A 23,322-nucleotide genomic window follows, 5' to 3' on the forward strand; every position below is an offset into this window, starting at 1 on the left:
CTAAGACCTCAGAGAGTCAGCTCAAAACCTCAGAAGTCAAGTGTGGACGGATGATTTCGGTTTCGTCTAAATTACTTTATCTAAGTTTTTCAGAAGAAACAAGGGCTCAACATTCAGTATGATAGTTATTTTCTACGACTAAACTTGAAAATTTAGATGATCTGATGGTGAGCACCAAACTTATCTCAGAAATTGGTTTCATCGCCCACCAAGAAACAAGCTTTCAGCAAGCCCGTTTCCTGATAACTAACAACTGATAACTGATAACTAATCCCTCTAAACTAATCCCTAATTCCCCCCAGTCTTCTCAATCGTCAAAGTTCTATTCTTCTTCTCAAGGGCTTTGTTGAATTTCTCGATATCGTTTTCCTTGATTTGCTCGAACTGCTTTACAGCATTTTGCAAGCGTTCATTCAAAATTTCAGAAACTTCTCCTTGTTGGTTGGTAGGTCGGAAGTCGATGCCGCTGCCATTAATGTCGCTGGCTAAGGCACTTAAACGGCCATAAAGTTTCATCGGAGAACGGAAGGCATCTTCACGTGCTCCTGTCAAATGAATGTCGTATAGCTTGCTGGCAATCTCTTCCGCAATGGCTTTTAAGCGAATGGCCTCTTTCTGAATTTTCTTGTCGCTTTCTTCAGCAATAATGGCCTCTAGTTCGCTACGCAAAATCTCCACTGCATTGATACTGCTTACTGCTATGTTCATGGCATCGCGTAACTGTAAAGAAAAGTCCACTTGGGCTTGAATATCGGCAATAGTGCCTTCAGAGTGAGGGTCTTTCAATACATTGAATTCTTGCGTGATTTCTTTCTGTAGGTTATCATTATTGTCCATCAATTTAAGCACCGCTTTGTACTTCCCTGGTACTACTCTTGGTCCCAACTGACCAGCATTCAAGTCCAAATCCCAAGTGGTGAGCGGACGCCAGCCTTCACCATTTAATTGCACCCAAGGGCGACCAGGAGGCTGTGTTCTCAGCCGTGGACGGTAAGTAGATTCGTACCTGAGGTTCCAAACCATGCGGTTTACACCAGCATTAGTCGAAGCGGGCAAAGTGCGGATCACATCTCCATCCATCGACTGAATTTCTACCGTTAACTTTCCTTGGTGTTTTTCTGGTAAATAGTAGTTGATGATTGCTCCATCAGGAGGATTTTGCCCCGAGTTATTACTCGGTCCATCGGTTTTAATGCTTTCTCTTGAGTTGAAACGGTAGGCATCGCGCATTTCAAAAATCTGTGGTTCATTGCCCAATTTGTCTGCATTGCGGATAGCCCCTAAATCATCTAAAATGTAATAACCACGGCCATAAGTACCCACTACCAAATCGTCAAAACGTTCCTGTACTTCCATCCAATACACCGGTGCAGGAGGTAGGTTGTTTCTTAATCTGGCCCATGTTTTTCCATCGTTATGACTGATGTAAATTCCCTTGTCAGTACCCGCGTAAAGCATTCCTTCTCTTTTAGGGTCTTCCTTCACTACATGCACAAAGCTCGATTCTGACTTTGGAATTCCATCCGATATTTTCGTCCAAGTCTTTCCATAATCGGCTGTTTTATAAATGTAGGGGTCGAAATCGCCCATTTGGTGAAGATCAACCGAAATGTAAGCTGTACCAGCCTTATATTTCGAAGGCTGAATATTGGCAATGGTGCCCCAAGCGGGCAAGCCTTTGATATTGGCCGTAAGGTTCGTCCAATTTTCCCCAGCATCACGGGTCAGTTGCACTTGGCCGTCATTGGTTCCTACCCAAATTAAGCCCGCTTCTAAAGGCGATTCTTCAATTGCAAATAGGGTGGAACCGTCAAATGTCATCAAGTTGTCAATGGCCACTCCACCAGAACTCTCTTGATGGCTTTTATCATTCAATGTCAAATCCGGACTGATGATTTGCCAGCTCTGACCACCATCGTCAGATTGGTGTACAAACTGACTTCCCACATAAACCCTGTGCTTTACGTGGGTTGAAAAACTCAAAGGGAAATTCCAATGCCAGCGGTATTTCATGTCTTTTGGTGCCCATCCATAACCTGCTTCTGGCCAAACGCGCACTTCTCTGGAGTAACCAGTGCGTAAATCATGTCTTTCTAAACCACCGTCATAACAACCCGACCAAACAATATTATTATCATTCGGATCTGGCTTAGCGAAGCCACTTTCGCAGCCTCCCACGCCTTTCCATAAACCCAAAGGAATGTAGCCTTGCAGCGAATTGCTTGGCCCCATATATGACCAGCCATCTTGTCTGTTTCCGAATACATTGTAAGGAATTTGATCATCTACCGATACGTGATACATTTGCGCAATTGGCAATACTACACGCTGGAAAGAACGTCCGTGGTCAAGCGTAATACTTGCACCACCATCGTGAGCCACCATCATTCTGTCAGGGTTGGTTGGGTCAATCCACATGTCGTGATTGTCACCACCACCGCTCGGAGGTCTTCTTTCTCTTGTCTTACCGCCATCAAGTGATTGCACAAAACGCACACTCAGCGAGTAAACTTCATCTGGATTTCCAGTGCCCACTGCAATACGGGTATAATAAGGCGCTCGCTCGTTCCAGTCATGGTCTTGACTCATCAAAGCCCATGTTTCGCCTTTGTTATCCGATCTCCAAAGCTCTGGGCTGTTGATTTCAAATAGGGCGTAAACCACATTTGGATTGCTATAAGAAACGGCAACTGCGGTTTTCCCCACAGGTCTTTTTTCTCCTCCAGGAAGACCTTTTAAGTTCATCGGCTCCCAGGTGTCACCACCATCCATTGAGCGGTAAATTCCACCGCCTTGGCCACCACTGTTCAAACCCCATGAGTTAATATGCACCGACCACATGGCGGCATACAGAATATTTGGATTCTTGGGGTCGATGGCTAAGTCAGATGCGCCTGTGTTTTCATCAATGAAAAGAATACGTTCCCAAGTGTCGCCACCGTTTTTACTGCGGTAAATGCCTCGTTCTTGCTGTGGGCCGTAAGTGTGGCCTAACGATGCAGCATAAATAACATTGGCATTGGTGGGGTGAACAATCACTCGACCGATACGGCCAGTTTTTTCTAAGCCTTTATGCTCCCAAGTTTTCCCAGCATCTGGTGAAAAGTAAATACCATTGCCCATAGCATGAGCTGGGCGAATGATGAAAGTCTCACCAGTTCCTACCCAAACTTGTTTGGGATTGGTAGGGGCTAAGGCTACCGAGCCGATAGAGGAAATGTCTTGGTCATCGAAAATAGGACGCCAGTTGAGACCTCCGTTTTCAGTTTTCCATAGTCCGCCAGAAGCGGCACCAATGTAATTGACCATTGGATTGCCCGGTTCGCCCGCGATGGCGATTGCTCGGTTGCCTTCTGGGCCAATAAAGCGAAAGCGTTGTGATCCGAATTGGTCATCTAGGCTGGCTTGAGCTGAAATAAATAGCGGAGCGATAAAAAGTAAGGCTAAGAGAATGAATTTGTTGGTACGCATAGTTGTGGTTGTTTCTTCAGCAAAAGATAGAAAATATTATTAGGATGAACTGCTTAAAGTTTACTGGTGGGAGATTTGGTACTTGAAACTCTTTAATATTAAATAATCAACATGTGTAAATATGTATAAATGAAATTATTGTAATAATTAGTTTTAAATAATAAGCGCAGAAGTTTACTATTTAAGTCACCTCGTAGAGGTCTTTTTCAGCAACCCAAGATGGTTTGATTTTACCGCAAAGCACACAAAGAAGCGCAAAGGGGTGGGGTACGTCATTGCGAACCTGCTACAGTTCTTCGAAGTGATGGTGTTTACGTGAAGCAATCTCAATTATAAATTACCTAAGCTGCTTGCTAGAGACTGTAAGTGCGAAGCGATCTATCGGACTACCTTTCGCATCATAGTTTTTTAAAAAAATTACCTTTGATATCTTGAACAGTATGAACAGCTATAAATAAGCACTTATATTAGAAGGTATTTATGAAACACACTACGACACGTATTTTATTTTCAGCCTTTCTTTTTTCCTTGTCATTCTTGCTCTCAGCGCAATATGGAAATGGGCGATACACTTTCGTTTTTCTGAATACTAACCCGAACAAAGCTGAAATTTCGAAGGCTGCTGTAGACTCTTTACAAACTGGGCATATGAATAATATCAACCGCTTGGTTAAGGAGAGGAAGATGATTGCGGCTGGACCTTTTTTTACGGGCGGGGGTGTTTTCTTATTTGATACTAATTTGGAAGAAACAAAAGCCATTCTCAATTCAGACCCTGCCATTGCTGCCGACCGTTATATTTTGGAGGTTTTCGCTGTTGACCCAATTCCGCACAATGCCGTAAATAAAACACTCTGTACACTTTGGGATAAAAATGAAGCCGATGTAGAAATGGCAATGAACTATTATTTTGTTCGGTACAAACCTAATAAGGAAAATGAAGACATTGCTGCTGTTAAAACCAACCGTTTCACTGAAAATTTAATCAAATCCGTTTCCAAGAAAAATGGGCAGAATACCATCATAGGCGCTTTAAATCTCAATGATAATGAAGGCCAATTGATTTTTTATCAGTCTGATATTGAAGGAGGAATGGAAGCTGATTTTGCCGCCCATGAGCTGGTGAAAAAGGGTTTAATGACTTATGAGCACAGTCAGATTTATTTCCCTAAAGGTGTGTTTTGTGAAAATTGAATTTAAAAATTCTTTGATTAGAAAAACAATCTACTTTCCTTTGGGTCAACAATGAGAACAAACACTATTATTATCACCCAAATTATTACTGTCGTGAAAACATGATGGGAGGGGATGGTATAGTTTAAAATATCGAGAGCCTTTCCCAACCGGAAAGGCTTTTTTTATGTCCTCAAGTGTCTTCCTGAACTTGTTTCAGGATATGTTAGAATTTAAAGAATTAAGATTAGATGTTAAAGTACACAGCCATTATTACAGTAGTCATTATTACCACCCAGACGGGGTGAAATAGGATACTATTGTCAATGCATTAGAAGCCTTTTTCACCCAGTGAGAAAGGCTTTTTTAATGTCCAAATGTCAATATCAGCAGCAAAATATAGCCTGAAATCAAGATGTTGAAATTGTAAGTGGCGAGAATGTAAAGTGTTGATTTACAGTAGTTATTGAAAATAATTGCCGTTCACTGAGATTGTAGAAGCAGAGAAATTCATAATCAAAGTAAAAAAGAGCCAAGATAATTTTAAACCATAAAATGATGTATTACGGATCAAATACCACAGTTTTTTTAGATGGCCAATGGCTGAAAGCCTCAGAGGCCAGCGCTAGTTTATACAGTCAAAGTATGCACTACGGAAGTGGTGTCTTTGAAGGTGTTCGTGCTTATGATGTACACGGATCGCCTGCTGTATTCAAAGCGGAAGCACACTATGAAAGGCTATTGACCTCAGCAGCGTCAATGCATATTCCTTGTAATTACTCGGTTGAGGAATTAACGGAGCTGACTTATGAATTATTAGAGAGAAATCACCTGACTGATGCCTATATCCGTCCCTTAATTTATTTGGATGAGAACATGACACTGGGCACCGTTGAGGAATCTCATCTGTTTCTTTGTGCTTGGGAATGGGGTAAATATTTAGGCGATAAAAGCCTGAATGTAATGGTCTCTTCTTACGAAAGGCCAAACCCACGTTCGGTGCCAGTTGCCGCCAAAGTTACAGGGCATTATACCAATTCCATTTTAGCCACTACCGAAGCTAAACGTAAAGGCTTTGATGAGGCATTGCTTTTAGACGAAAACGGTTCGGTGGCCGAAGGTAGTGGAGCGAATTTCTTCTTTGAACAAGACAAAGTCCTTTACACACCACCTCTGGGTAATATCCTTCCAGGAATCACTAGAGAAACAGCCATGGATATAGCTAGAGATTTAGGCTATGAGGTAGTGGAAGCCTATTTCCCTCCTGAAAAAGTAAAAGGAACCGATGGTGCATTCTTTACTGGAACAGCGGTAGAAGTAGCAGGAATTGGTCTATTGGATGGGAATCCTTTTCGCTTGCCTTGGGAAGAAACCATTGGTTATCAAGTGGCCAAAGTTTATCAAAACTTAGTACGTCAGTCTTCAAAAACACAATTAGTAAATACCTGATGGAACTGACTAAATATAGTAAGCGACTTACGCAAGATGAAACTCAACCTGCCTCACAAGCCATGCTTTACGGTGTGGGTTTGTCGGAGGCGGACATGAAAAAGGCGCAAGTGGGAATTGTGAGCATGGGTTATGATGGCAACACTTGCAATATGCACTTGAATCAACTGGCTCAACAAGTGAAAGTAAGCGTTTGGGACAATGATTTGGTAGGCCTCATTTATCATACCATAGGAGTGAGTGACGGTATTGCAAACGGCACCGAAGGCATGCGCTATTCGCTGGTTTCCAGAGAAATCATAGCCGATTCCATCGAAGCAGTGGCTGGTGCGCATTATTACGATGCCATAATTGCAGTAGCTGGCTGTGACAAAAACATGCCGGGCTCGGTGATTGCCATGGCTAGATTGAACCGCCCCTCGATCATGCTTTATGGAGGCACCATTGCTTCGGGCTGCTACAAAGACAAGAAGTTGAATATTGTTTCTTCATTTGAAGCATTGGGAGAACGTTTTTCAGGGAATATATCAGACGAAGACTACAAAGGCGTAATCAAAAATTCATGTCCCGGAGCAGGTGCTTGTGGTGGAATGTATACGGCCAACACCATGTCGTCTGCCATAGAAGCTTTAGGAATGTCATTACCTTTCAGCTCTTCAAACCCTGCGGTAAGTGATGTAAAAAATCAGGAATGCGAGGCCATTGGCAAAGCCATTAAGAACCTTCTCGAACTGGATTTGAAACCCAAGGACATCATGACCAAAAAATCATTTGAAAATGCCATTCGGGTGGTGATTGTTTTGGGCGGATCAACCAATGCCGTAATGCATTTATTGGCCATAGCCAAAAGCTTAAATGTTGATTTGACACTGGCCGATTTCCAAAGACTATCTGATTCTACTCCGCTTTTGGGTGACTTAAAACCTAGTGGTAAATACCTGATGGAAGATCTTTTCCAAGTAGGTGGAGTACCTGCAGTCATGAAATATATGCTTGAAAAAGGCATGCTTCATGGAGATTGCATGACAGTAACGGGCAAAACCGTAGCAGAGAACTTGGCCGATGTTCACTCATTGAGTTCAGGTCAGCAAGTAATCCGTCCAACTGAAAATCCAATAAAGCCCCAAGGCCACTTACAGATGCTTTTTGGCAATTTGGCTGAAGAAGGTGCTGTAGCGAAAATCACAGGGAAAGAGGGTGAAAGATTTGAAGGTAAAGCCATTGTTTTCGATAACGAATTTTTGGCGATTCAAGGAATTAGGCGAGGAAAAGTAAAAGCGGGCCATGTAGTAGTAATTCGGTACGAAGGACCAAAAGGCGGCCCGGGAATGCCTGAAATGCTTAAGCCAACTGCAGCCATTATGGGCGCTGGCTTGGGTAATTCTGTGGCATTGATTACCGATGGCCGATTTTCCGGAGGAAGTCATGGTTTTGTGGTAGGTCACGTCACCCCAGAAGCTCAAGAAGGCGGTACCATTGCCGTGGTTCGAGATGGCGATCCAATTACTATTGATGCTGTTCAGAATCAAATTTCATTGGACATTCCTTCCGAAGAAATTGCCCAAAGGAAAGCGGAATGGAAAGCCCCGGCCTTAAAAGTGAGCCGGGGAGCCTTGTATAAATATGCCAAAACCGTAGCCTCTGCATCAGAAGGCTGCATAACTGATCAATGATATGTATTTAGAAGCTACACTTACTCCACCAGTTAAGGAAACAATGCGTACTTCTGGCGCAGATGCGGTACTCAGGTTATTTATTGCAGAAGAAGTTGATTTGATTTTTGGCTATCCTGGCGGTGCAATTATGCCCGTTTATGATGCCCTTTATCATTATCAAGAACAAGTTAGACATGTCTTAACCAGGCATGAGCAAGGCGCTATTCATGCTGCCCAAGGCTATGCCCGAGTTACTGGAAAAGTAGGAGTGGTAATGGCCACCTCTGGTCCTGGCGCTACCAATTTGATTACTGGAATTGCAGATGCGATGATTGATTCTACTCCCTTGGTATGTATTACCGGGCAAGTTGGGTCGCATTTATTGGGCACAGATGCTTTTCAAGAAATTGACATCATCAGTATTTCCATGCCAGCCACCAAATGGAATTATCAGGTTACAAAAGCCGAGCAATTGCCAGAAGCACTTTCGCGTGCCTTTTACATTGCCCGTTCTGGTCGACCTGGCCCAGTTTTGATTGATATTACTAAGGACGCTCAGTTTGAAATGTTTGATTTCGCTTATCGTAAATGCAAGCAGATTAGGAGCTATACACCTGTTCCAGCTTTGAATTTAAAACAAGTAGAAGAGGCTGCTGATTTGATCAATTCGGCCAAGAAGCCATTAGTGGTTTTTGGGCAGGGCGTGATTTTAGGAAATGCTGAAAAGGAATTTAAACAACTGATTGAAAAAGCCAATTTACCTGCTGCATCTACACTTTTAGGACTTTCCGCGCTTCCGTCAGACCATCCTTTGCATGTAGGAATGTTGGGAATGCACGGCAATTACGCTCCGAATGTGCTGACTAATGAATGTGATGTTTTGATTGCCATAGGAATGCGCTTTGACGACCGCGTTACTGGTGACCTAAACCGTTATGCCAAGCAAGCCAAGGTGATTCATTTTGATATAGATCCAGCCGAAATCAATAAGAATGTGCAGGCCGATATAGCTGTACTGGGCGATTGCAAGGAAAGTTTACAAGCGCTAATTCCTCTGGTATATGAGCGCTCTCATCAAGGTTGGTTGAAAGAATTCGAAGCATTGACAGGAGTGGAGCAAACCAAAGTCATCGAACATGATTTAAGACCTACTTCTGGCCCAATTTCTATGGGGGAAGTAATTCATCAGGTGAATTTACAAACCGATGGCAATGCGGTTTTGGTGACAGATGTGGGGCAACATCAAATGGTAGCCACCAGGTATACCCATTTCAAACAGAGTAAAAGCAATATCACTTCAGGTGGACTAGGTACAATGGGTTTCTGTTTACCAGCGGCTTTGGGTGCTAAACTGGGTGTGCCAGAACGTGAGGTTATTGCGGTTATTGGCGATGGTGGTTTTCAAATGACCATTCAAGAATTGGGAACCATCTTTCAGACCAAAGCGGCTGTTAAAATTATCATTCTAAATAACTCTTTCTTGGGCATGGTGCGCCAATGGCAACAGCTCTTCTTCGACAAACGATATTCTTCTACCGAAATGGAAAACCCAGATTTTGTGGCCATAGCCAAAGGTTATGGTATTGAAGGAAAGTCCATTTCTGAAAGAGATGACTTGAAAACTGCGGTCATGGAAATGCTATCACATAATGGAAGTTATTTGTTAGAGGTACATGTGGGCAAAGAAGACAATGTATTTCCGATGGTGCCCACGGGTGCTTCGGTGTCAGAAATCAGATTAGAATAATATGGAACAAGCATATACACTTTCAATTTTCTCAGAAAACAGTGTGGGGTTATTGAACCGCATTACTTCCATACTGACCAGACGACATTTAAATATTGATAGCATTAATAGCTCTGAATCAGAGAGTTCAGGGATTTATCGGTTTACCATTGTAGTGAAAACCACCGAGGCTCAGGTAAAGAAACTCGTGCTTCAACTTGAAAAACAAGTGGAGGTGATGAAGGCTGTTTACCATACCGATAGTGATACGGTATTTCAGGAGATCGCTTTATATAAAATATCCACAAGGTCGATTTCAGAAGGAAATCTGGTGGAAAAGCTGATTCGGGATAACAATGCTCGGATACTTTCTGTGGAATCGGATTTCATGATTATAGAAAAAACGGGGCATAAAGAAGAAACGCAGGAGTTGCTTGACTTTCTAAGTCCTTATGGTGTGCTGGAGTTTGTCCGTTCGGGTCGAGTTTCGGTAACCAAACCGATGGGGGAGTTGGAAGGGATTTAGAGTGAGCGGTGAGATTGCTTCGTCACAAACCATTGCTATCGCATGGTTTGTTTCTGCGCCAACGCTGAAGCTAAGGCGTAAGCGTTCGCAATGACGGTTCGAACCGTCACTGCGAGTTCTTTTTCGACCAAAGGGAGATAAAGAGCGCGGCAGTCTCGACAGATTGCCGCGGTCGTAACCTTGTCTATCGACAAGTCTACTTCCTCGCAATGACGAACATAATGACAAAAATCACCTTCTCGAAGAGGGGAGCATTTAAACAAAATTAGAAACACTAAAAACAATAATAATGGCAAAGATCAACTTTGGCGGGGTAGAAGAAAACGTAGTGACCCGCAGTGAATTTCCACTAGCAAAAGCACAAGAAGTATTATCGAACGAAACGGTTGCGGTAATTGGTTATGGAGTTCAAGGCCCTGGGCAATCGCTCAATTTGAAAGATAATGGCATTAATGTAATTGTTGGGCAAAGGAAGGAATCCAAAACATGGGATAAAGCCGTGGCTGATGGTTGGGTGCCGGGAGAAACACTTTTTCCGATTGAAGAAGCACTTGAGCGAGGAACAATTATTTGCTATTTGCTTTCTGATGCGGCTCAAATTGCAGTTTGGCCTACCGTGAAAAAACACCTTACTGCTGGTAAAATGCTTTATTTCTCTCATGGTTTTGGAGTGGCCTATAGCGAAAAAACGGGCATTGTTCCTCCAGCAGATGTAGATGTGGCTTTGGTAGCACCGAAAGGTTCGGGTACTTCATTACGCTCACTTTTTGTAGAAGGAAAAGGCTTGAATTCTTCCTTTGCCATTCATCAAGATGCCACTGGAAAAGCCAGAGATCGCGTTATTGCTTTGGGTATTGCAGTGGGTTCGGGTTACCTTTTCGAAACCACTTTTTACAAAGAAGTAACGTCTGACCTTACAGGAGAAAGAGGCACTTTGATGGGGGCCATTCAAGGCTTATTCCAAGCGCAATATGAAGTACTTCGGGCAAATGGACATTCTCCGTCTGAGGCTTTTAACGAAACGGTAGAAGAAGCAACACAATCACTTTATCCGCTGATAGCCGATAATGGCATGGATTGGATGTATGCCAATTGTTCTACTACCGCACAGCGTGGCGCTTTAGACTGGAAAGATAAATTCTATGCCGCCACAAAGCCTGTTTTTGAGCAGTTGTACAAGTCGGTTACCGATGGCGTAGAAGCTAAAAACTCTATCGATTCTAATTCTCAGTCAGATTATCGTGAGAAGTTAGAAAAAGAGCTGGAAGCGATCCGGAATTCTGAAATGTGGCAAGCAGGCCGAGCTGTTAGAAGTTTGAGACCAGAAAATATACTAGTTTCTAAACCAGAAGAAGAATTGGTTTAGGTCTATCTACACTTCGGTAAGTATCAATGAATATGGTGAAACCGTTAAAACGGTTAATGCTGCTTAGCTAATTCCATAGCCCACGGTTTAAACCGTGGGCTATTTGTTAAATGTATTGTAGAGAATGGTTTAAACCATTTAATTTCTCTTCCCGCATTAGTTTTTCTCGATCACAACCGGAATGTCGCTAACAACTTTCCATTGATCGTTTTCATCTAAAATCAATATCAAGTATTTGTGCATATCGGAGCTAATGTCTGATGTGAAAACAAGATCTACCAAAGCGGTATGATCGGTGATACTGATACTTTTAAATTCAGTGGTGTATGAGGTGCCGCCAATTTTCCCTGCCTGCATCATACTTAAGTACATTTCTTTAGTAATGATAGTGACTTTGTTCGCTCCTTTGAATCGGTTAGCGACAACACGATAGTCCTTGTGAAGATATTTTTCTATTTCAGAAATATCCCTTTTAGCAGTGGCAATTTCTAAATTCAACACTACTTTTTTGATTTCATTTTCCATAGGCGTTTTGTTTTGAGCTATGCAAGTCGGAAGGCTTATAATTGTACCTAGGCATGCAAGTATTAAGATTTGTTTCATATGATTGTTTTTTGAAACAAATTAATAGCACAGGTTTTTTTGCTCCTTTGACTTAAGTCACAAAATGCTTTATAAAACCCGTTTCCGGATTCTGCTCAAAGACTCTCTGCTGATTCCCAAATAGGAGGCAAGGTGTTGTAATGAAACACGATGAATCAGTTCAGGTTTGTGCTCCAGAATATGGAGGTATCTTTCTTTTGGCGAATTGGCAGCTAAAAGCGAAGCATATTTCTGTTCGGAAATCGCTAATTGCTCCAAAATCTTTCTGCCTAATTCTTGAAAGAAAATGGAGTTCTGATAAAGATCAATAAGCTTGCTTTTTTCTATATAAAACAACCTACTGTTTTCAATTGCTTGAATATATTTCTCTGAAGGTTGATTATTGGCTAAGCTTTCTATTTCTCGCAAAAAATCATTTTCAAAATTGAAAGATGTGTTGATTTCTTGGCCATCTTTTAAATAGAAGGTTCGGACAGCCCCTTCTCTCAGAAAATATATTCCATTACATATTTGACCTTCTTTTAAAATGTGTTCTGCTTTTTTGAAGGCTAAGGGTTGTAGAATGGACTCAAAAGTATGCCAATCCTCGTCTGATATTTTTAAGGTTTCTTCTAGTTTGGTTCTTAAAGCTTGGTGCATTGGCCTGCGTGAAGTTTGAACAAAAGTAAAATTGTGCCTAGATCATGTTAATAAATGATTATTCTAACGAAAGAGCACGCTATAAATTAGCTTACTCTTTCATTCTTTTCATAACTATTATTTGTAAAAAATAGAAAACAGACGAAACCTCGGATGAACAGATGGTCATAGGTTCGGAGAACCTGCGACAGGGGTATAATCAATCGGGTGAAACCGTTAAAACGGTTAATGTTGGTTAGCTATTTCCATAGCCCACGGTTTAAACCGTGGGCTATGGTGCGAATGTCTTGTGGGGAATGGTTTAAACTATTTTAATGGGCCGTTTAAAATCCATTTTATCGCAGCCTCTGGCCATATTTAACCTAAAATTGTCTTTTTAATTTCCTGAAGATATGAAGGATCTAATCGATGGAATACTAGAGGTTAGGTGAATATTAACTTAAGTATTGAATCCTCTTTGTAAACGAGGATTTATGGGTAATCTTTCACTTATTTACTTGTCTTAATAATTTGCTAAAATTGTTCATCATTCATTTTTCCTATCTAGTATGAAATCCCTTTTTCCCTTTTTCATTTTAATTAGTCTGGGTGTATCGAGCAGCTTTGCCCAGCTGCGACCGCTAAAAAATGCACATGCCCATAACGACTATGAGCACGAAAAACCCTTGTTTGATGCTTTAGCGAATGGATTTGTTTCGGTAGAAGCTGATGTTTATTTGATTGATAACGAATTATTTGTGTATCACAATCGGCCTAAAAACCCAAGTCAGGACAGAACTTTGGAAAAACTCTATCTTAAGCCTCTTTTGGAAAGGGTACAGGTAAATAATGGTAGCGTTTATCCAAATTACAATGATTTCTTTTTCCTGATGATTGATTTTAAGACGGAAGGAGAAAGCACCTATAAGGCATTAAAACTGTTGCTTCAAAAGTATGAGTCTATTTTGTCTGTCGTTGAAAATGGGAGAAAACAGTTGGACAAACCAGTGCTTGTTTTCATTTCTGGAAACAGACCTATTTCTACTATCCTTTCAGAAGACATTAATCTGGCCGTGCTTGACGGAAGACCGTCTGATTTGGGCAAGGAAATTTCTCCTGAGAAAATACCAGTAATTAGTCAGAATTTCAATCATTTTTCGAAGTGGAATGGCAAAGGTGAAATGCCGAATGAGGATAAAATGAAAATCAGTCAGTTGATCCATTCCGCACATGCCGAGGGAAAGAAAGTTCGTCTTTGGGCCATTCCCGATATGCCTAATGCTTGGCAAACCTTGATGGATTTAGGTGTCGACTTTATTAATACCGATAAGCTGAAGGAATTCAATAGGTTTATGAATAAGGAGTCTGGAAACCGTTGAAACGGTTAATGTAGACTAGAAACTATATAACCCACGGTTTAAACCGTGGGCTATATGTATGAGTACCTCTTGGGAATGGTTTAACCATTTAAACCAGTAAAGAAAGCGGACAGAGTCCTGACTTTCATAAGTTGTCACAGGTTCGGATATTTTGCTTGAGGGACTGTAATAGCATGCGTTTCTATGGCATTAAGTATATCTTGATAAGAAGTTCACCCTCCTGTTTCCATTTTATCCAACCTGTTTTGCTATTGTCACATTTGTCAATGTATTCGAAACATGATTGCCCTTCAAACTCTGAATATTGCTCTGTAGCATAAATGCAGTCATACTTTACGTTCAGCCAGCTATCCTCAAGACTGTTTACACAGAAATTTTCATGAATCTTGAAATCAAGTGGAATTTCCTCCGAGTTATCAGACTTGGAGGTTCTAAGTTTATTGGATACTCTCGATTCTCGTTTCCTAGTCACTCCAAAAGAATTTTCTATCAGACTCTTCCATGGGGTGAAGCCCCATGCGCTTGAGACTTTCACATATTTGACTTGATCGAACCCAATTAGTACTTTATAATAGTTTGTAGTTTCTTCCAAACATACGAAGTCACAAATTCCGTAATCAAGTTCATAAAACTTCGGGTGTATTTCTTTATTTGGGTTTTCGGAGTCCCATTCAGCATATTTGTTGCTAAAGTCTGGGTCATCGAAAATCTCAATAATTCGTTGGTTGTCAAAATTGAGTTTTAGTAAACCAATTCCAAGCTGTTCAGTTGAATTTTCATACTTGACTTGAAACACATTATCATTAACATCTTGCCCTAGGACTGGTAAGGCTAATGTCAAAAGTAAAAGATGAAAGTATGATTTCATTTTTATTGTAAACGCTTTTTAACACAAGAGTAAAAAATGACCATCAATTTTACTTAAAAGCAGGAATCCCCGTAATCTCGGCACCGAGAATTAGCAAGTGAATATCATGTGTTCCTTCATAAGTTACTACAGATTCTAAGTTGGCCATATGGCGCATCATTGGGTATTCGCCTGTAATGCCCATGCCACCATGCATTTGTCTTGCTTCGCGGGCAATGTTTAATGCCGTTTCAACCGCATTGCGCTTGGCCATCGAAATTTGGGGGGTAGTCGCTTTTCCTTCGTTAAAAAGTTGACCTAAGCGGAAGTTCAATAATTGCGCTTTGGTAATTTCTGTCAGCATTTCAGCCAATTTCTTTTGCTGTAATTGGAAAGACCCGATGGGCTTGTCAAACTGAATTCGTTCTGCACAATACTTTCTAGCAGACTCATAACAGTCCATTGCGGCACCAATTGCGCCCCAAGCAATGCCATAACGGGCAGAATCCAGACACATCATTGGTGCGCCCAAACCACTTTTGTTTGGTAATAGATTTTCCTTTGGCACTTTCACATTGTCGAATACTAATTCACCAGTAGCACTGGCTCGTAAAGACCATTTGCCATGGGTTGTAGGAGTAGAAAAACCTTCCATACCACGTTCTACAATCAGTCCGTGAATTCTTCCTTCTTCATTTTTTGCCCAAACTACGGCAACATCGGCATGAGGAGCATTTGAGATCCACATTTTCGCACCATTCAAAAGGTAATGGTCGCCCATGTCTTTAAAGTTTGTGGTCATGCCAGAAGGGTTAGAACCGTGATCGGGTTCCGTTAAACCAAAGCAGCCCAACCATTCGCCAGAAGCGAGTTTTGGTAAGTATTTTTTACGTTGTTCCTCGTTTCCAAACTTGTAAATAGGGTACATTACCAAAGAGCCTTGCACCGAAGCCGTAGAACGCATGCCTGAGTCACCACGCTCAATTTCTTGCATAATCAAACCGTAGGAAATATAGTCCATTCCACCACAACCATATTCGGTTGGTAATTGAGGCCCAAAAGCTCCGATATCTCCAAATTTCTTTACCATTTCAAGCGGAAAATGAGCGTTTTGCGCCCAGCTTTCTATGTAAGGAGAAATTTCTTGTTTTACGAAATCACGTACCGCGCCACGCACCATGATGTGCTCTTCGGTAAGCAGGGAATCCATTCCGTAGAAATCAGGGTGTTCAAAAGTATCTTGCTTAGACGATTTCTGGATTTTAGCGTGGTTATCGGTGTTCATATCTTCTTTGGTTTCTAAATATTATCTTTCAAATTTGCACGTATTTCAGTACAATACAAACGTATGAACAACAAGGAAATCGACCAAGGGATATTAGATAGAATTAAAAAACTTGAGGCTAAATACGAAGCAATGGGGCAAGATATGGCTTCATACCTTGATGGTTTACTCCACGCTGATTACCTCAAATATTGGGAATACATCAATTTAGAGTCGCTTTTGGCACTTCAACATCCCAAAACACATTTTCCTGACGAAATGATTTTCATAGTTTATCATCAGTCTACAGAGCTGTATTTTAAACTGATTTTGTGGGAAATGAAACAAATGCAATCGGCTGAACACCCAAACCTTGAATTTTTCACGGCCCGCATAAAGCGTATTAATAACTACTTCGAACACCTCTGTCATTCGTTTTCCATCATGATTCAAGGCATGGAAAAGGAGCAATTTTTACAGTTCAGAATGTCGCTTTTGCCAGCCTCGGGTTTTCAATCGGCTCAGTATCGAATGATTGAAATTGCATCTACAGACATGATTAACTTGGTAAATCATGAAAAGCGCGATGACTTTGATCCTTATGCTTCAATAGAAGAGCTTTATGATTCTATTTACTGGAAGACAGGAGCTACCGAACTAAAAACAGGCAAAAAGACTTTGACCTTGGATCAGTTTGAAGCTAAATATTCTAAAGAATTTGTTCAGTTGGCCAACGAGGTAAAGTCTACTAATTTAAATCAGCTGTATAGTCGTTTTTACAAAGAATTAGAAGGAACGGAAGAGCTTATTGCTGAACTGAGACGTTACGATTTGCTGGCCAATGTTGATTGGCCTTTGGTGCATTATAAGTCGGCTGTACGTTATTTGCAGCGCAACCCAGAAGATATTAAAGCTACGGGGGGAACTAATTGGCAGAAGTATTTACCTCCAAGATTCCAGAAAGTGATGTTCTTTCCTGAATTATGGACAGAAAAAGAGCAGAATGAGTGGGGCAAGCATTGGGTAGATCAGAATGTTTTTAGCTAATTTGATTTTTCTATAAAAGACTTTATTGACCTCCAGATTCGTCTAGAGGTTTTTTGTTTTATAGGCATTGCCATTTATTTACTAACAAAAATCAATTGAAGTAAAACTGCCAGTTTCCTTTCCTGAGTGAAGCGAAGGATCTATACCCACTCCCTTATGTTATTTTTTAGTTCCTTCGTTGCACTCAGGATGAAAAGCGGTGTGCATACAATCGGTTTACGGTGATAAAGCCAATTGACCAACTCAAAATATAATGAATGAACTTTAAAAGAAGAGGAATCTTTAAGTCAATCTTAGTTCGATATAGTCTTTGTCTATATCTTCATAAAAACTATAAATAAAAATTATCGAAAGGGTTTTCTTAAATTGTATTCGTTAACAATAAAACCTATCGAAAATGGAAAACAACGAACACGCAAAAGTATATGACATGAACAGTGGCGGAAAGTGCCCTTTTCATGGCGGTACAATGAAAAGAACAGCAGGTGGAGGTACTTCAAACCGAGATTGGTGGCCTAATCAATTAAACCTTAACATCCTTCGTCAACATTCTTCACTCTCAAATCCTTTGGGTGAAGATTTTAATTATGCTGAAGAGTTCAAAAAGCTTGATTTAAAAGCCATTAAACAAGACCTCTATGATTTAATGACCGACTCTCAAGATTGGTGGCCTGCCGATTATGGTCATTATGGACCATTCTTTATTCGTATGGCTTGGCATAGCGCGGGTACTTACCGAATTCAAGATGGCCGAGGTGGGGCAGGGTCAGGTTCTCAGCGTTTTGCTCCATTGAATAGCTGGCCCGATAACGGCAACTTAGATAAAGCTCGTTTACTGCTTTGGCCTGTTAAGCAGAAATATGGCAATAAAATTTCTTGGGCCGATTTAATGGTGCTAGCTGGGAATTGTGCGCTAGAATCAATGGGCTTAGAAACCTTTGGTTTTGCAGGTGGACGAGAAGACGTTTGGGAACCAGAGCAAGATATTTATTGGGGTGCCGAAACCGAATGGTTAGGCGATAAAAGGTATACCGGAGATCGTGAATTGGAGAATCCACTTGGTGCTGTTCAAATGGGGCTTATTTATGTAAACCCAGAAGGTCCGAATGGTAATCCTGATCCGTTGAAATCTGCTATTGATATTCGCGAAACTTTTGGTCGTATGGCCATGAATGATGAGGAAACTGTAGCTTTAATTGCAGGCGGACACACATTTGGTAAGGCACACGGAGCTGCCGCCCCGAGTAAATATGTGGGTAGAGAACCAGCCGCTGCTGGTATTGAAGAAATGAGTTTGGGCTGGAAGAACACTTATGGTACTGGCCATGGCGATGATACAATAACCAGTGGAATAGAAGGAGCATGGACGCCTAATCCTACCCGATGGGATAACGAGTATTTTGATGTGTTGCTCAATTACGAATGGGAGTTAACAAAAAGTCCAGCAGGAGCACACCAATGGACACCAACGGCTGCATCTCATGCACGCCAAGCTCCAGCTGCCGGAAACCCTGCCAATACTCAAGCGCTAATGATGACAACAGCCGATATGGCACTAAAGATGGATCCAATTTATAGACCAATTTCAAAACGTTTTCATGAAAATCATGAAGAGTTTGCAGATGCCTTTGCGCGTGCTTGGTACAAACTAACGCACAGAGATATGGGGCCAATATCTCGCTATTTGGGTGCTGAAGTACCTAAAGAAGAGCTAATTTGGCAAGACCCAATTCCTGCGGTAACCCACGAACTGATCAATGATAATGATGTAACAGATTTAAAGAACGAAATCCTAAATTCAGGACTTTCTGTATCAGAATTGGTGTCTACGGCTTGGGCCTCAGCTTCGACTTTCCGTGGTTCAGATATGCGCGGTGGTGCAAATGGCGGAAGAATTCGTCTTGCTCCGCAAAAAGATTGGGAAGTGAATAACCCAAGTCAATTGGCTAAAGTGTTGAAAACCCTTGAGGGAATTCAGAAAAACTTTGCTAAACCCGTTTCTATGGCTGATTTGATTGTTCTCGGTGGATGTGCTGGAATTGAAAAGGCAGCTAAAGATGCTGGGCATCATATTATCGTACCATTCACACCAGGCAGGGCAGATGCTTCACTCGAACAAACCGATGTAGAATCATTCGGTGCACTTGAGCCAGCTGCAGATGGTTTCCGTAATTACTTCAAACCAAGACATAAAGTAACGGCAGAAGAAATGCTTATTGATAAAGCACAATTGTTAACACTTACTGCTCCTGAAATGACGGCCTTAGTAGGCGGTATGCGTGTATTGAACACCAATTACGATCATTCTAATCATGGAGTATTCACTAAGCGTTCAGGTACATTGACCAATGATTTCTTTGTGAACTTACTAGATTTAAGTACTACATGGAGCGCTACTTCTGACGAACAAAATGTATTCGAAGGACGCGATCGTAAAACTGGTCAAGTAAAATGGACAGGCACCCGTGCCGATCTTATTTTTGGTTCTAACTCTGAATTAAGAGCTTTGGCAGAAGTGTATGGTTCTTCAGATTCAGAAGCAAAGTTTGTGAAGGACTTTGTGGCCGCTTGGAACAAAGTAATGAACCTAGATCGTTTCGATTTAGCTTGATTTAAAGGGTGAAATACCCTTAATAAATATTGAAAGGTGGTTCTGCAAAGGACCACCTTTTTTGGTTTTGAAGGAAATTAAGAAATGAATTTATACTGATTAGGTAGAACAGAGTCCTTGATTTTAAATCGTCACAGGTTCGGAGAACCTGCGACAGGGGCTTGCGAAATTCTAGTTAACCACTCTAAGCTTTAAGCAGCACTTTTATCGATGCTTATAATATTGTCAAGCTCCTCTTTCTTATTGATTCTTTCTTCTTCAATGTCATAGTCGTCTTGAAGCCCTAACCAAAATTTTGGAGAGTTCCCGAAATAGCGAGAGAGTCTTAATGCTGTATCTGCAGTGATTCTTCTTCGCTGCTTAATGATTTCACTAACTCTAGTTTGAGGAATAAAAGTGTCTTTGGAAAGTCTGTAAGCAGAAATTTCAAGAGGCTTTAGAAATTCTTCTAATAGTATTTCTCCTGGGTGTATATTCTTTAAAGTACTCATAATCATCTATCGATCTAATGATAATCAACTATTGCCGTTTCGTGAGCATTTCCATTGTCCCAAATGAAAATAATTCTCCATTGTTTATTTATTCTAATACTATGATAGTCTTTTAGTTTTCCACTTAACTTTTCAAGTCGGTTAGAGGGAGGAATCTTTAAGTCTTGAATGTCTTGCGAGTTATTTAACATTCTTAATTTCCTTCTGGCAATTTCTTGTATGTCATTAGGTAGCTTTTTGGACCATTGTCCTTCCCACACTTTTTCGGTTTCTTTATTACCAAAGGATTTTATCATAGTATCCTTATTCGTTACTAACGTCAAAAGTAACTAATGTGTTTGAGTAAATCAAAAAGAATAATTTAATGTTCGGAAGACACTCCGAATGAACCGCTTACGCAACCCTTAATATCTTCTCCATTTTACGGCCTTTGGCTAACTCATCTACCAACTTATCTAAATACCTAACTTGTTGCGTCAATCGGTTTTCAATGTCTTCGATTCGATAACCACAGATTACACCAGTAATAAGTGGAGCATTAGGGTTTAACGCAGCCTTTTGAAAGAACTCTTCGAAAGTTGCTTTTTTGTCAATGAGTGCTTGTAGTTGCTTTTTGTCATAGCCAGTTAACCACTCTATTACTTCGTGCAACTCCTCTATTGTTCGTCCTTTCTTCTCAACTTTTGTAACATAATGTGGGTAAACTGAGGCGAATGTCATTTTCGCAATACGCTCATCGTGGTGACTTGTGTTGGTCATGTTTGGTGTTTTAGGGTTTGTAACTCAAGTTAATCAAACTCTTTGTATAAAATGAATCTGATTAAAACTTCAATAATAACCTAAAATGAATTGATTTGTGGAGCGGCTACAACTAACCGTCATTCTGATGAGCCTGAAGTGAAACGAAAGGTGAAGAAAGAATCCGTCTGTTCTTGATTCTGTAGCTTAACTAGGTGAATTATTTCTTCCTCGTTCCTCGTCTCCATAGCTTCGGAGAGAATGACGTTCCGATTAGGTCTTTTTGGACAGTCATCCTGAGCCTGACTCAGGATCCGTTTGCTTTTACCATAAAACAGCAGAGGCTAAAAGCTACCCCTTCTTCCCACTCACCAAACCCTTGGTAAATTTGGCGAAGTCTTTAAAGCCCTCTTTGGTGAACACAGATTTGATTACTTCCCAGCGGGTGGTGGGATTTGCGGGAGTAAATTTTGGTGCTTTGTTTTCTGCTTTAGGTAGCGGATTGGTCTTGGTTGGGTCGTAGCCTACTAGGTTGTTGGAGCGATCAAAACTCTGTTTTGCTTTGTCTTTATAACCTAATTTTTCTTCTACCAAACCTTTGTTATTCAAAGCAATGGCATCTTCTGGGTCTAGTTCAATGGCCTTTTCATAATCGGCAATGGCGCCTTCTAAGTCACCCGTTCTGTCTTTAAAAAAGGCACGGCTAGAGTAACGATAAGGGTTGGTAGGCTCAAGTTGGAGTGCTTTCTCAAAGTGAAATAAGGCCAATTCATTTTTGTCGTTAAGGTGGAGGGCAACGGCATAATCGCCAATAAAAGAAGCATGGGTAGGGAAGAGTAAGGTCAGTTTTTCGAAGTCCGCTAAAGCTGCTTCCAGTTGGCCAATTCTAGAAAGGGCTCTGGCGCGGTTGTGCAAACCTGTGGTATGGTTCGGTTCTTTTTCCAGCGCTTTATTAAAGCACTTTACGCCTTCTTCAAACTTTGCATTCTCGCAGTGTTTAACCCCTTCTTCAATCCACTTTTCAACCATTTCTCTCATTTTGTGCAAATATAATCAGTCAACCCAAGCATTCCCCAAATTGATTCCATTGTTCACTAGTTTTTCCTTTTTCAGCCTGCTTTTCATACTCTTTCTTAGAGATGATTGGAATATTTAGATTTGTGGTCACGGCTTGCCATTTATTTCTAAAACCAGTCAACAGATACTTGCTTTTGTATATGCTAAAACGGAATGCGAATTGTATATTCGTGACAAATTGATTCCATGAGTTTGCATCCTGATCAGGTCTTACAATCATTAAAATCCGGTGACTTCAAACCCGTCTATTTTTTGCAGGGCGAAGAACCTTTTTACATCGATCAAATCTTAGATTATATCGAGGACAACTGTCTTCAAGAAGCTGAAAAAGGCTTTAATCAAACCATTCTTTACGGTAAGGATGTGAGTATGGCCGAGGTGCTCACCCATGCCCGTAGGTTTCCTATGATGGCCGAAAGGCAAGTGGTGATTGTAAAAGAGGCCAAGGATATTCAGGATTTGAATAAAGAAGACGGCCAAAAGTTATTGATTCAATATTTAGAAAAACCTGTGCCCAGTACAGTATTGGTTTTTGGACATAAGCATAAGAAAGTAGACGGCAGACGGCCTTTGGCCAAAGCCTTGAAAGATAAATCGGTGTTGGTAACCACTACACCCTTAAGAGATTACGAGTTACCTGCTTGGATTGATAAGTATGTGAAGTCTCAGGGCTACAGCATCAATCAAAATTCGGTGCAAATGCTGGCTGAATATATTGGAACGAACCTGGAAAGGCTTTCCAATGAAATTAGCAAAGTGATTGTGAACCTCGGTGAAGGAAAAGCCATTAACGAAGACCTGATTCAGAAGTACGTTGGGATTAGTAAAGAGTACAATGTTTTTGAATTGCAAAAGGCCATTTCGCAGCGCGATATATTAAAGGCCAATAAGATGGTGAATTATTTTGCAGCTAATTCAAAAGCCAATCCTATTATACCAATGATAGCGGCTTTGTATTCGTATTATGCAAAATTGTTGATTCTTCACGGAAGTAAAGACCAGTCTGATAAAGGCTTGGCGTCTGCTATGGGTACAAACCCTTTCTTTGTAAAAGAGTATAAGCTTGCTGCACGAAATTACCCCGTAGGTAAGGTAATGCAAAATATGAGCATTCTTCGCGAAGCAGATTTAAGGAGTAAGGGAGTAGGAGCCGGCAGTATGTCGGACGGAGATATTTTTAAGGAATTGGTGTATCGGTTGATGCATTAATAAATAGGTTGAAGAAATTATTCATGGTGGTAATTGTTCAACAGCAATATTCATAAGAGATTAGAGTTTAGA

At 41.0% G+C, this 23,322-nt stretch carries 19 protein-coding genes; 10 read left to right on the forward strand and 9 right to left on the reverse strand.

Annotated features, from left to right (window positions below; translation table 11 throughout):
* Nucleotides 1–288: 288 nt before the first annotated feature.
* The gene (locus tag OB69_RS01880; RefSeq protein WP_053222002.1) at nt 289–3,471 is read right to left on the reverse strand and encodes a WD40/YVTN/BNR-like repeat-containing protein; all 3,183 of its coding nucleotides are present in this window, start codon (nt 3,469–3,471) and stop codon (nt 289–291) included.
* A gap of 480 nt (nt 3,472–3,951) precedes the next feature.
* Between OB69_RS01880 and OB69_RS01885 the strand changes: the two genes are divergently transcribed.
* The 6 genes from OB69_RS01885 to ilvC all read left to right on the forward strand — a co-directional run bounded on the left by OB69_RS01885 (nt 3,952) and on the right by ilvC (nt 11,366).
* Nucleotides 3,952–4,665 (forward strand): YciI family protein, encoded by a 714-nt coding sequence (locus tag OB69_RS01885; protein WP_157608468.1) that lies wholly within the window; start codon nt 3,952–3,954, stop codon nt 4,663–4,665.
* Nucleotides 4,666–5,199: 534 nt separating this feature from the next.
* Nucleotides 5,200–6,093, forward strand: a complete 894-nt coding sequence (locus OB69_RS01890) for a branched-chain amino acid transaminase (RefSeq protein WP_245620764.1) — start codon at nt 5,200–5,202, stop codon at nt 6,091–6,093.
* Complete coding sequence (gene ilvD / locus OB69_RS01895; RefSeq protein WP_053222005.1) at nt 6,093–7,766, forward strand: dihydroxy-acid dehydratase; 1,674 nt, start codon at nt 6,093–6,095, stop codon at nt 7,764–7,766. The genes OB69_RS01890 and ilvD overlap by 1 nt, the downstream gene beginning before the upstream one ends.
* Nucleotide 7,767: 1 nt before the next feature.
* Complete coding sequence (gene ilvB / locus OB69_RS01900; protein WP_245620765.1) at nt 7,768–9,495, forward strand: biosynthetic-type acetolactate synthase large subunit; 1,728 nt, start codon at nt 7,768–7,770, stop codon at nt 9,493–9,495.
* Nucleotide 9,496: 1 nt separating this feature from the next.
* Nucleotides 9,497–10,000 carry an acetolactate synthase small subunit gene (gene ilvN, locus OB69_RS01905; protein WP_053222006.1) on the forward strand — a complete coding sequence of 168 codons (504 nt, stop codon included), beginning with the start codon at nt 9,497–9,499 and terminating at the stop codon, nt 9,998–10,000.
* A 289-nt stretch (nt 10,001–10,289) separates the two neighbouring features.
* Nucleotides 10,290–11,366, forward strand: a complete 1,077-nt coding sequence (gene ilvC, locus OB69_RS01910; RefSeq protein WP_053222007.1) for a ketol-acid reductoisomerase — start codon at nt 10,290–10,292, stop codon at nt 11,364–11,366.
* Between the two features lie 156 nt (nt 11,367–11,522).
* On the opposite strand, the gene OB69_RS01915 is transcribed toward ilvC, so the two are convergent.
* The gene (locus OB69_RS01915; protein WP_053222008.1) at nt 11,523–11,891 is read right to left on the reverse strand and encodes a nuclear transport factor 2 family protein; all 369 of its coding nucleotides are present in this window, start codon (nt 11,889–11,891) and stop codon (nt 11,523–11,525) included.
* A 147-nt stretch (nt 11,892–12,038) separates the two neighbouring features.
* A complete protein-coding gene (locus tag OB69_RS01920) occupies nt 12,039–12,608 on the reverse strand; it encodes a Crp/Fnr family transcriptional regulator (protein WP_053222009.1) in 570 nt (189 codons plus the stop codon).
* A 548-nt stretch (nt 12,609–13,156) separates the two neighbouring features.
* On the opposite strand from OB69_RS01920, the gene OB69_RS01925 reads away from it, so the two are divergent.
* Entirely contained in the window at nt 13,157–13,966 is an 810-nt protein-coding gene (locus OB69_RS01925) for a phosphatidylinositol-specific phospholipase C/glycerophosphodiester phosphodiesterase family protein (RefSeq protein WP_053222010.1), read from the forward strand.
* A gap of 181 nt (nt 13,967–14,147) precedes the next feature.
* On the opposite strand, the gene OB69_RS01930 is transcribed toward OB69_RS01925, so the two are convergent.
* Both OB69_RS01930 and OB69_RS01935 read right to left on the reverse strand, forming a co-directional pair.
* On the reverse strand, nt 14,148–14,834 hold the full coding sequence (locus tag OB69_RS01930; protein WP_053222011.1) for a hypothetical protein: 687 nt from the start codon (nt 14,832–14,834) through the stop codon (nt 14,148–14,150).
* Nucleotides 14,835–14,883: 49 nt separating this feature from the next.
* Entirely contained in the window at nt 14,884–16,098 is a 1,215-nt protein-coding gene (locus OB69_RS01935; RefSeq protein ID WP_053222012.1) for an acyl-CoA dehydrogenase family protein, read from the reverse strand.
* A gap of 63 nt (nt 16,099–16,161) precedes the next feature.
* On the opposite strand from OB69_RS01935, the gene OB69_RS01940 reads away from it, so the two are divergent.
* Together OB69_RS01940 and katG are read left to right on the forward strand one after the other, a co-directional pair.
* On the forward strand, nt 16,162–17,124 hold the full coding sequence (locus OB69_RS01940; RefSeq protein ID WP_053222013.1) for a tryptophan 2,3-dioxygenase family protein: 963 nt from the start codon (nt 16,162–16,164) through the stop codon (nt 17,122–17,124).
* A gap of 397 nt (nt 17,125–17,521) precedes the next feature.
* Nucleotides 17,522–19,735, forward strand: a complete 2,214-nt coding sequence (katG, locus tag OB69_RS01945; protein ID WP_053222014.1) for a catalase/peroxidase HPI — start codon at nt 17,522–17,524, stop codon at nt 19,733–19,735.
* A 191-nt stretch (nt 19,736–19,926) separates the two neighbouring features.
* Here the strand turns inward: katG and OB69_RS01950 are convergent, their stop codons facing one another.
* The 4 genes from OB69_RS01950 to OB69_RS01965 form a co-directional block, all read right to left on the reverse strand.
* Nucleotides 19,927–20,226, reverse strand: coding sequence for a HigA family addiction module antitoxin (locus tag OB69_RS01950; protein ID WP_053222015.1), 300 nt, complete (start codon nt 20,224–20,226; stop codon nt 19,927–19,929).
* Between the two features lie 14 nt (nt 20,227–20,240).
* Nucleotides 20,241–20,522: a type II toxin-antitoxin system RelE/ParE family toxin gene (locus tag OB69_RS01955; protein ID WP_053222016.1), complete on the reverse strand. Its 282-nt coding sequence runs from the start codon at nt 20,520–20,522 to the stop codon at nt 20,241–20,243.
* A 97-nt stretch (nt 20,523–20,619) separates the two neighbouring features.
* Nucleotides 20,620–20,985, reverse strand: a complete 366-nt coding sequence (locus tag OB69_RS01960) for a DUF2200 domain-containing protein (RefSeq protein ID WP_053222017.1) — start codon at nt 20,983–20,985, stop codon at nt 20,620–20,622.
* A 330-nt stretch (nt 20,986–21,315) separates the two neighbouring features.
* The gene (locus OB69_RS01965; protein ID WP_071426681.1) at nt 21,316–21,993 is read right to left on the reverse strand and encodes a tetratricopeptide repeat protein; all 678 of its coding nucleotides are present in this window, start codon (nt 21,991–21,993) and stop codon (nt 21,316–21,318) included.
* A gap of 234 nt (nt 21,994–22,227) precedes the next feature.
* Here OB69_RS01965 and holA point away from each other — a divergent pair, with 234 nt between their 5' ends.
* The gene (gene holA, locus OB69_RS01970) at nt 22,228–23,250 is read left to right on the forward strand and encodes a DNA polymerase III subunit delta (protein WP_053222019.1); all 1,023 of its coding nucleotides are present in this window, start codon (nt 22,228–22,230) and stop codon (nt 23,248–23,250) included.
* Nucleotides 23,251–23,322: the final 72 nt, after the last annotated feature.

The sequence above is a fragment of the Roseivirga seohaensis subsp. aquiponti genome, from assembly GCF_001267955.1.
Classification (GTDB): domain Bacteria; phylum Bacteroidota; class Bacteroidia; order Cytophagales; family Cyclobacteriaceae; genus Roseivirga; species Roseivirga seohaensis.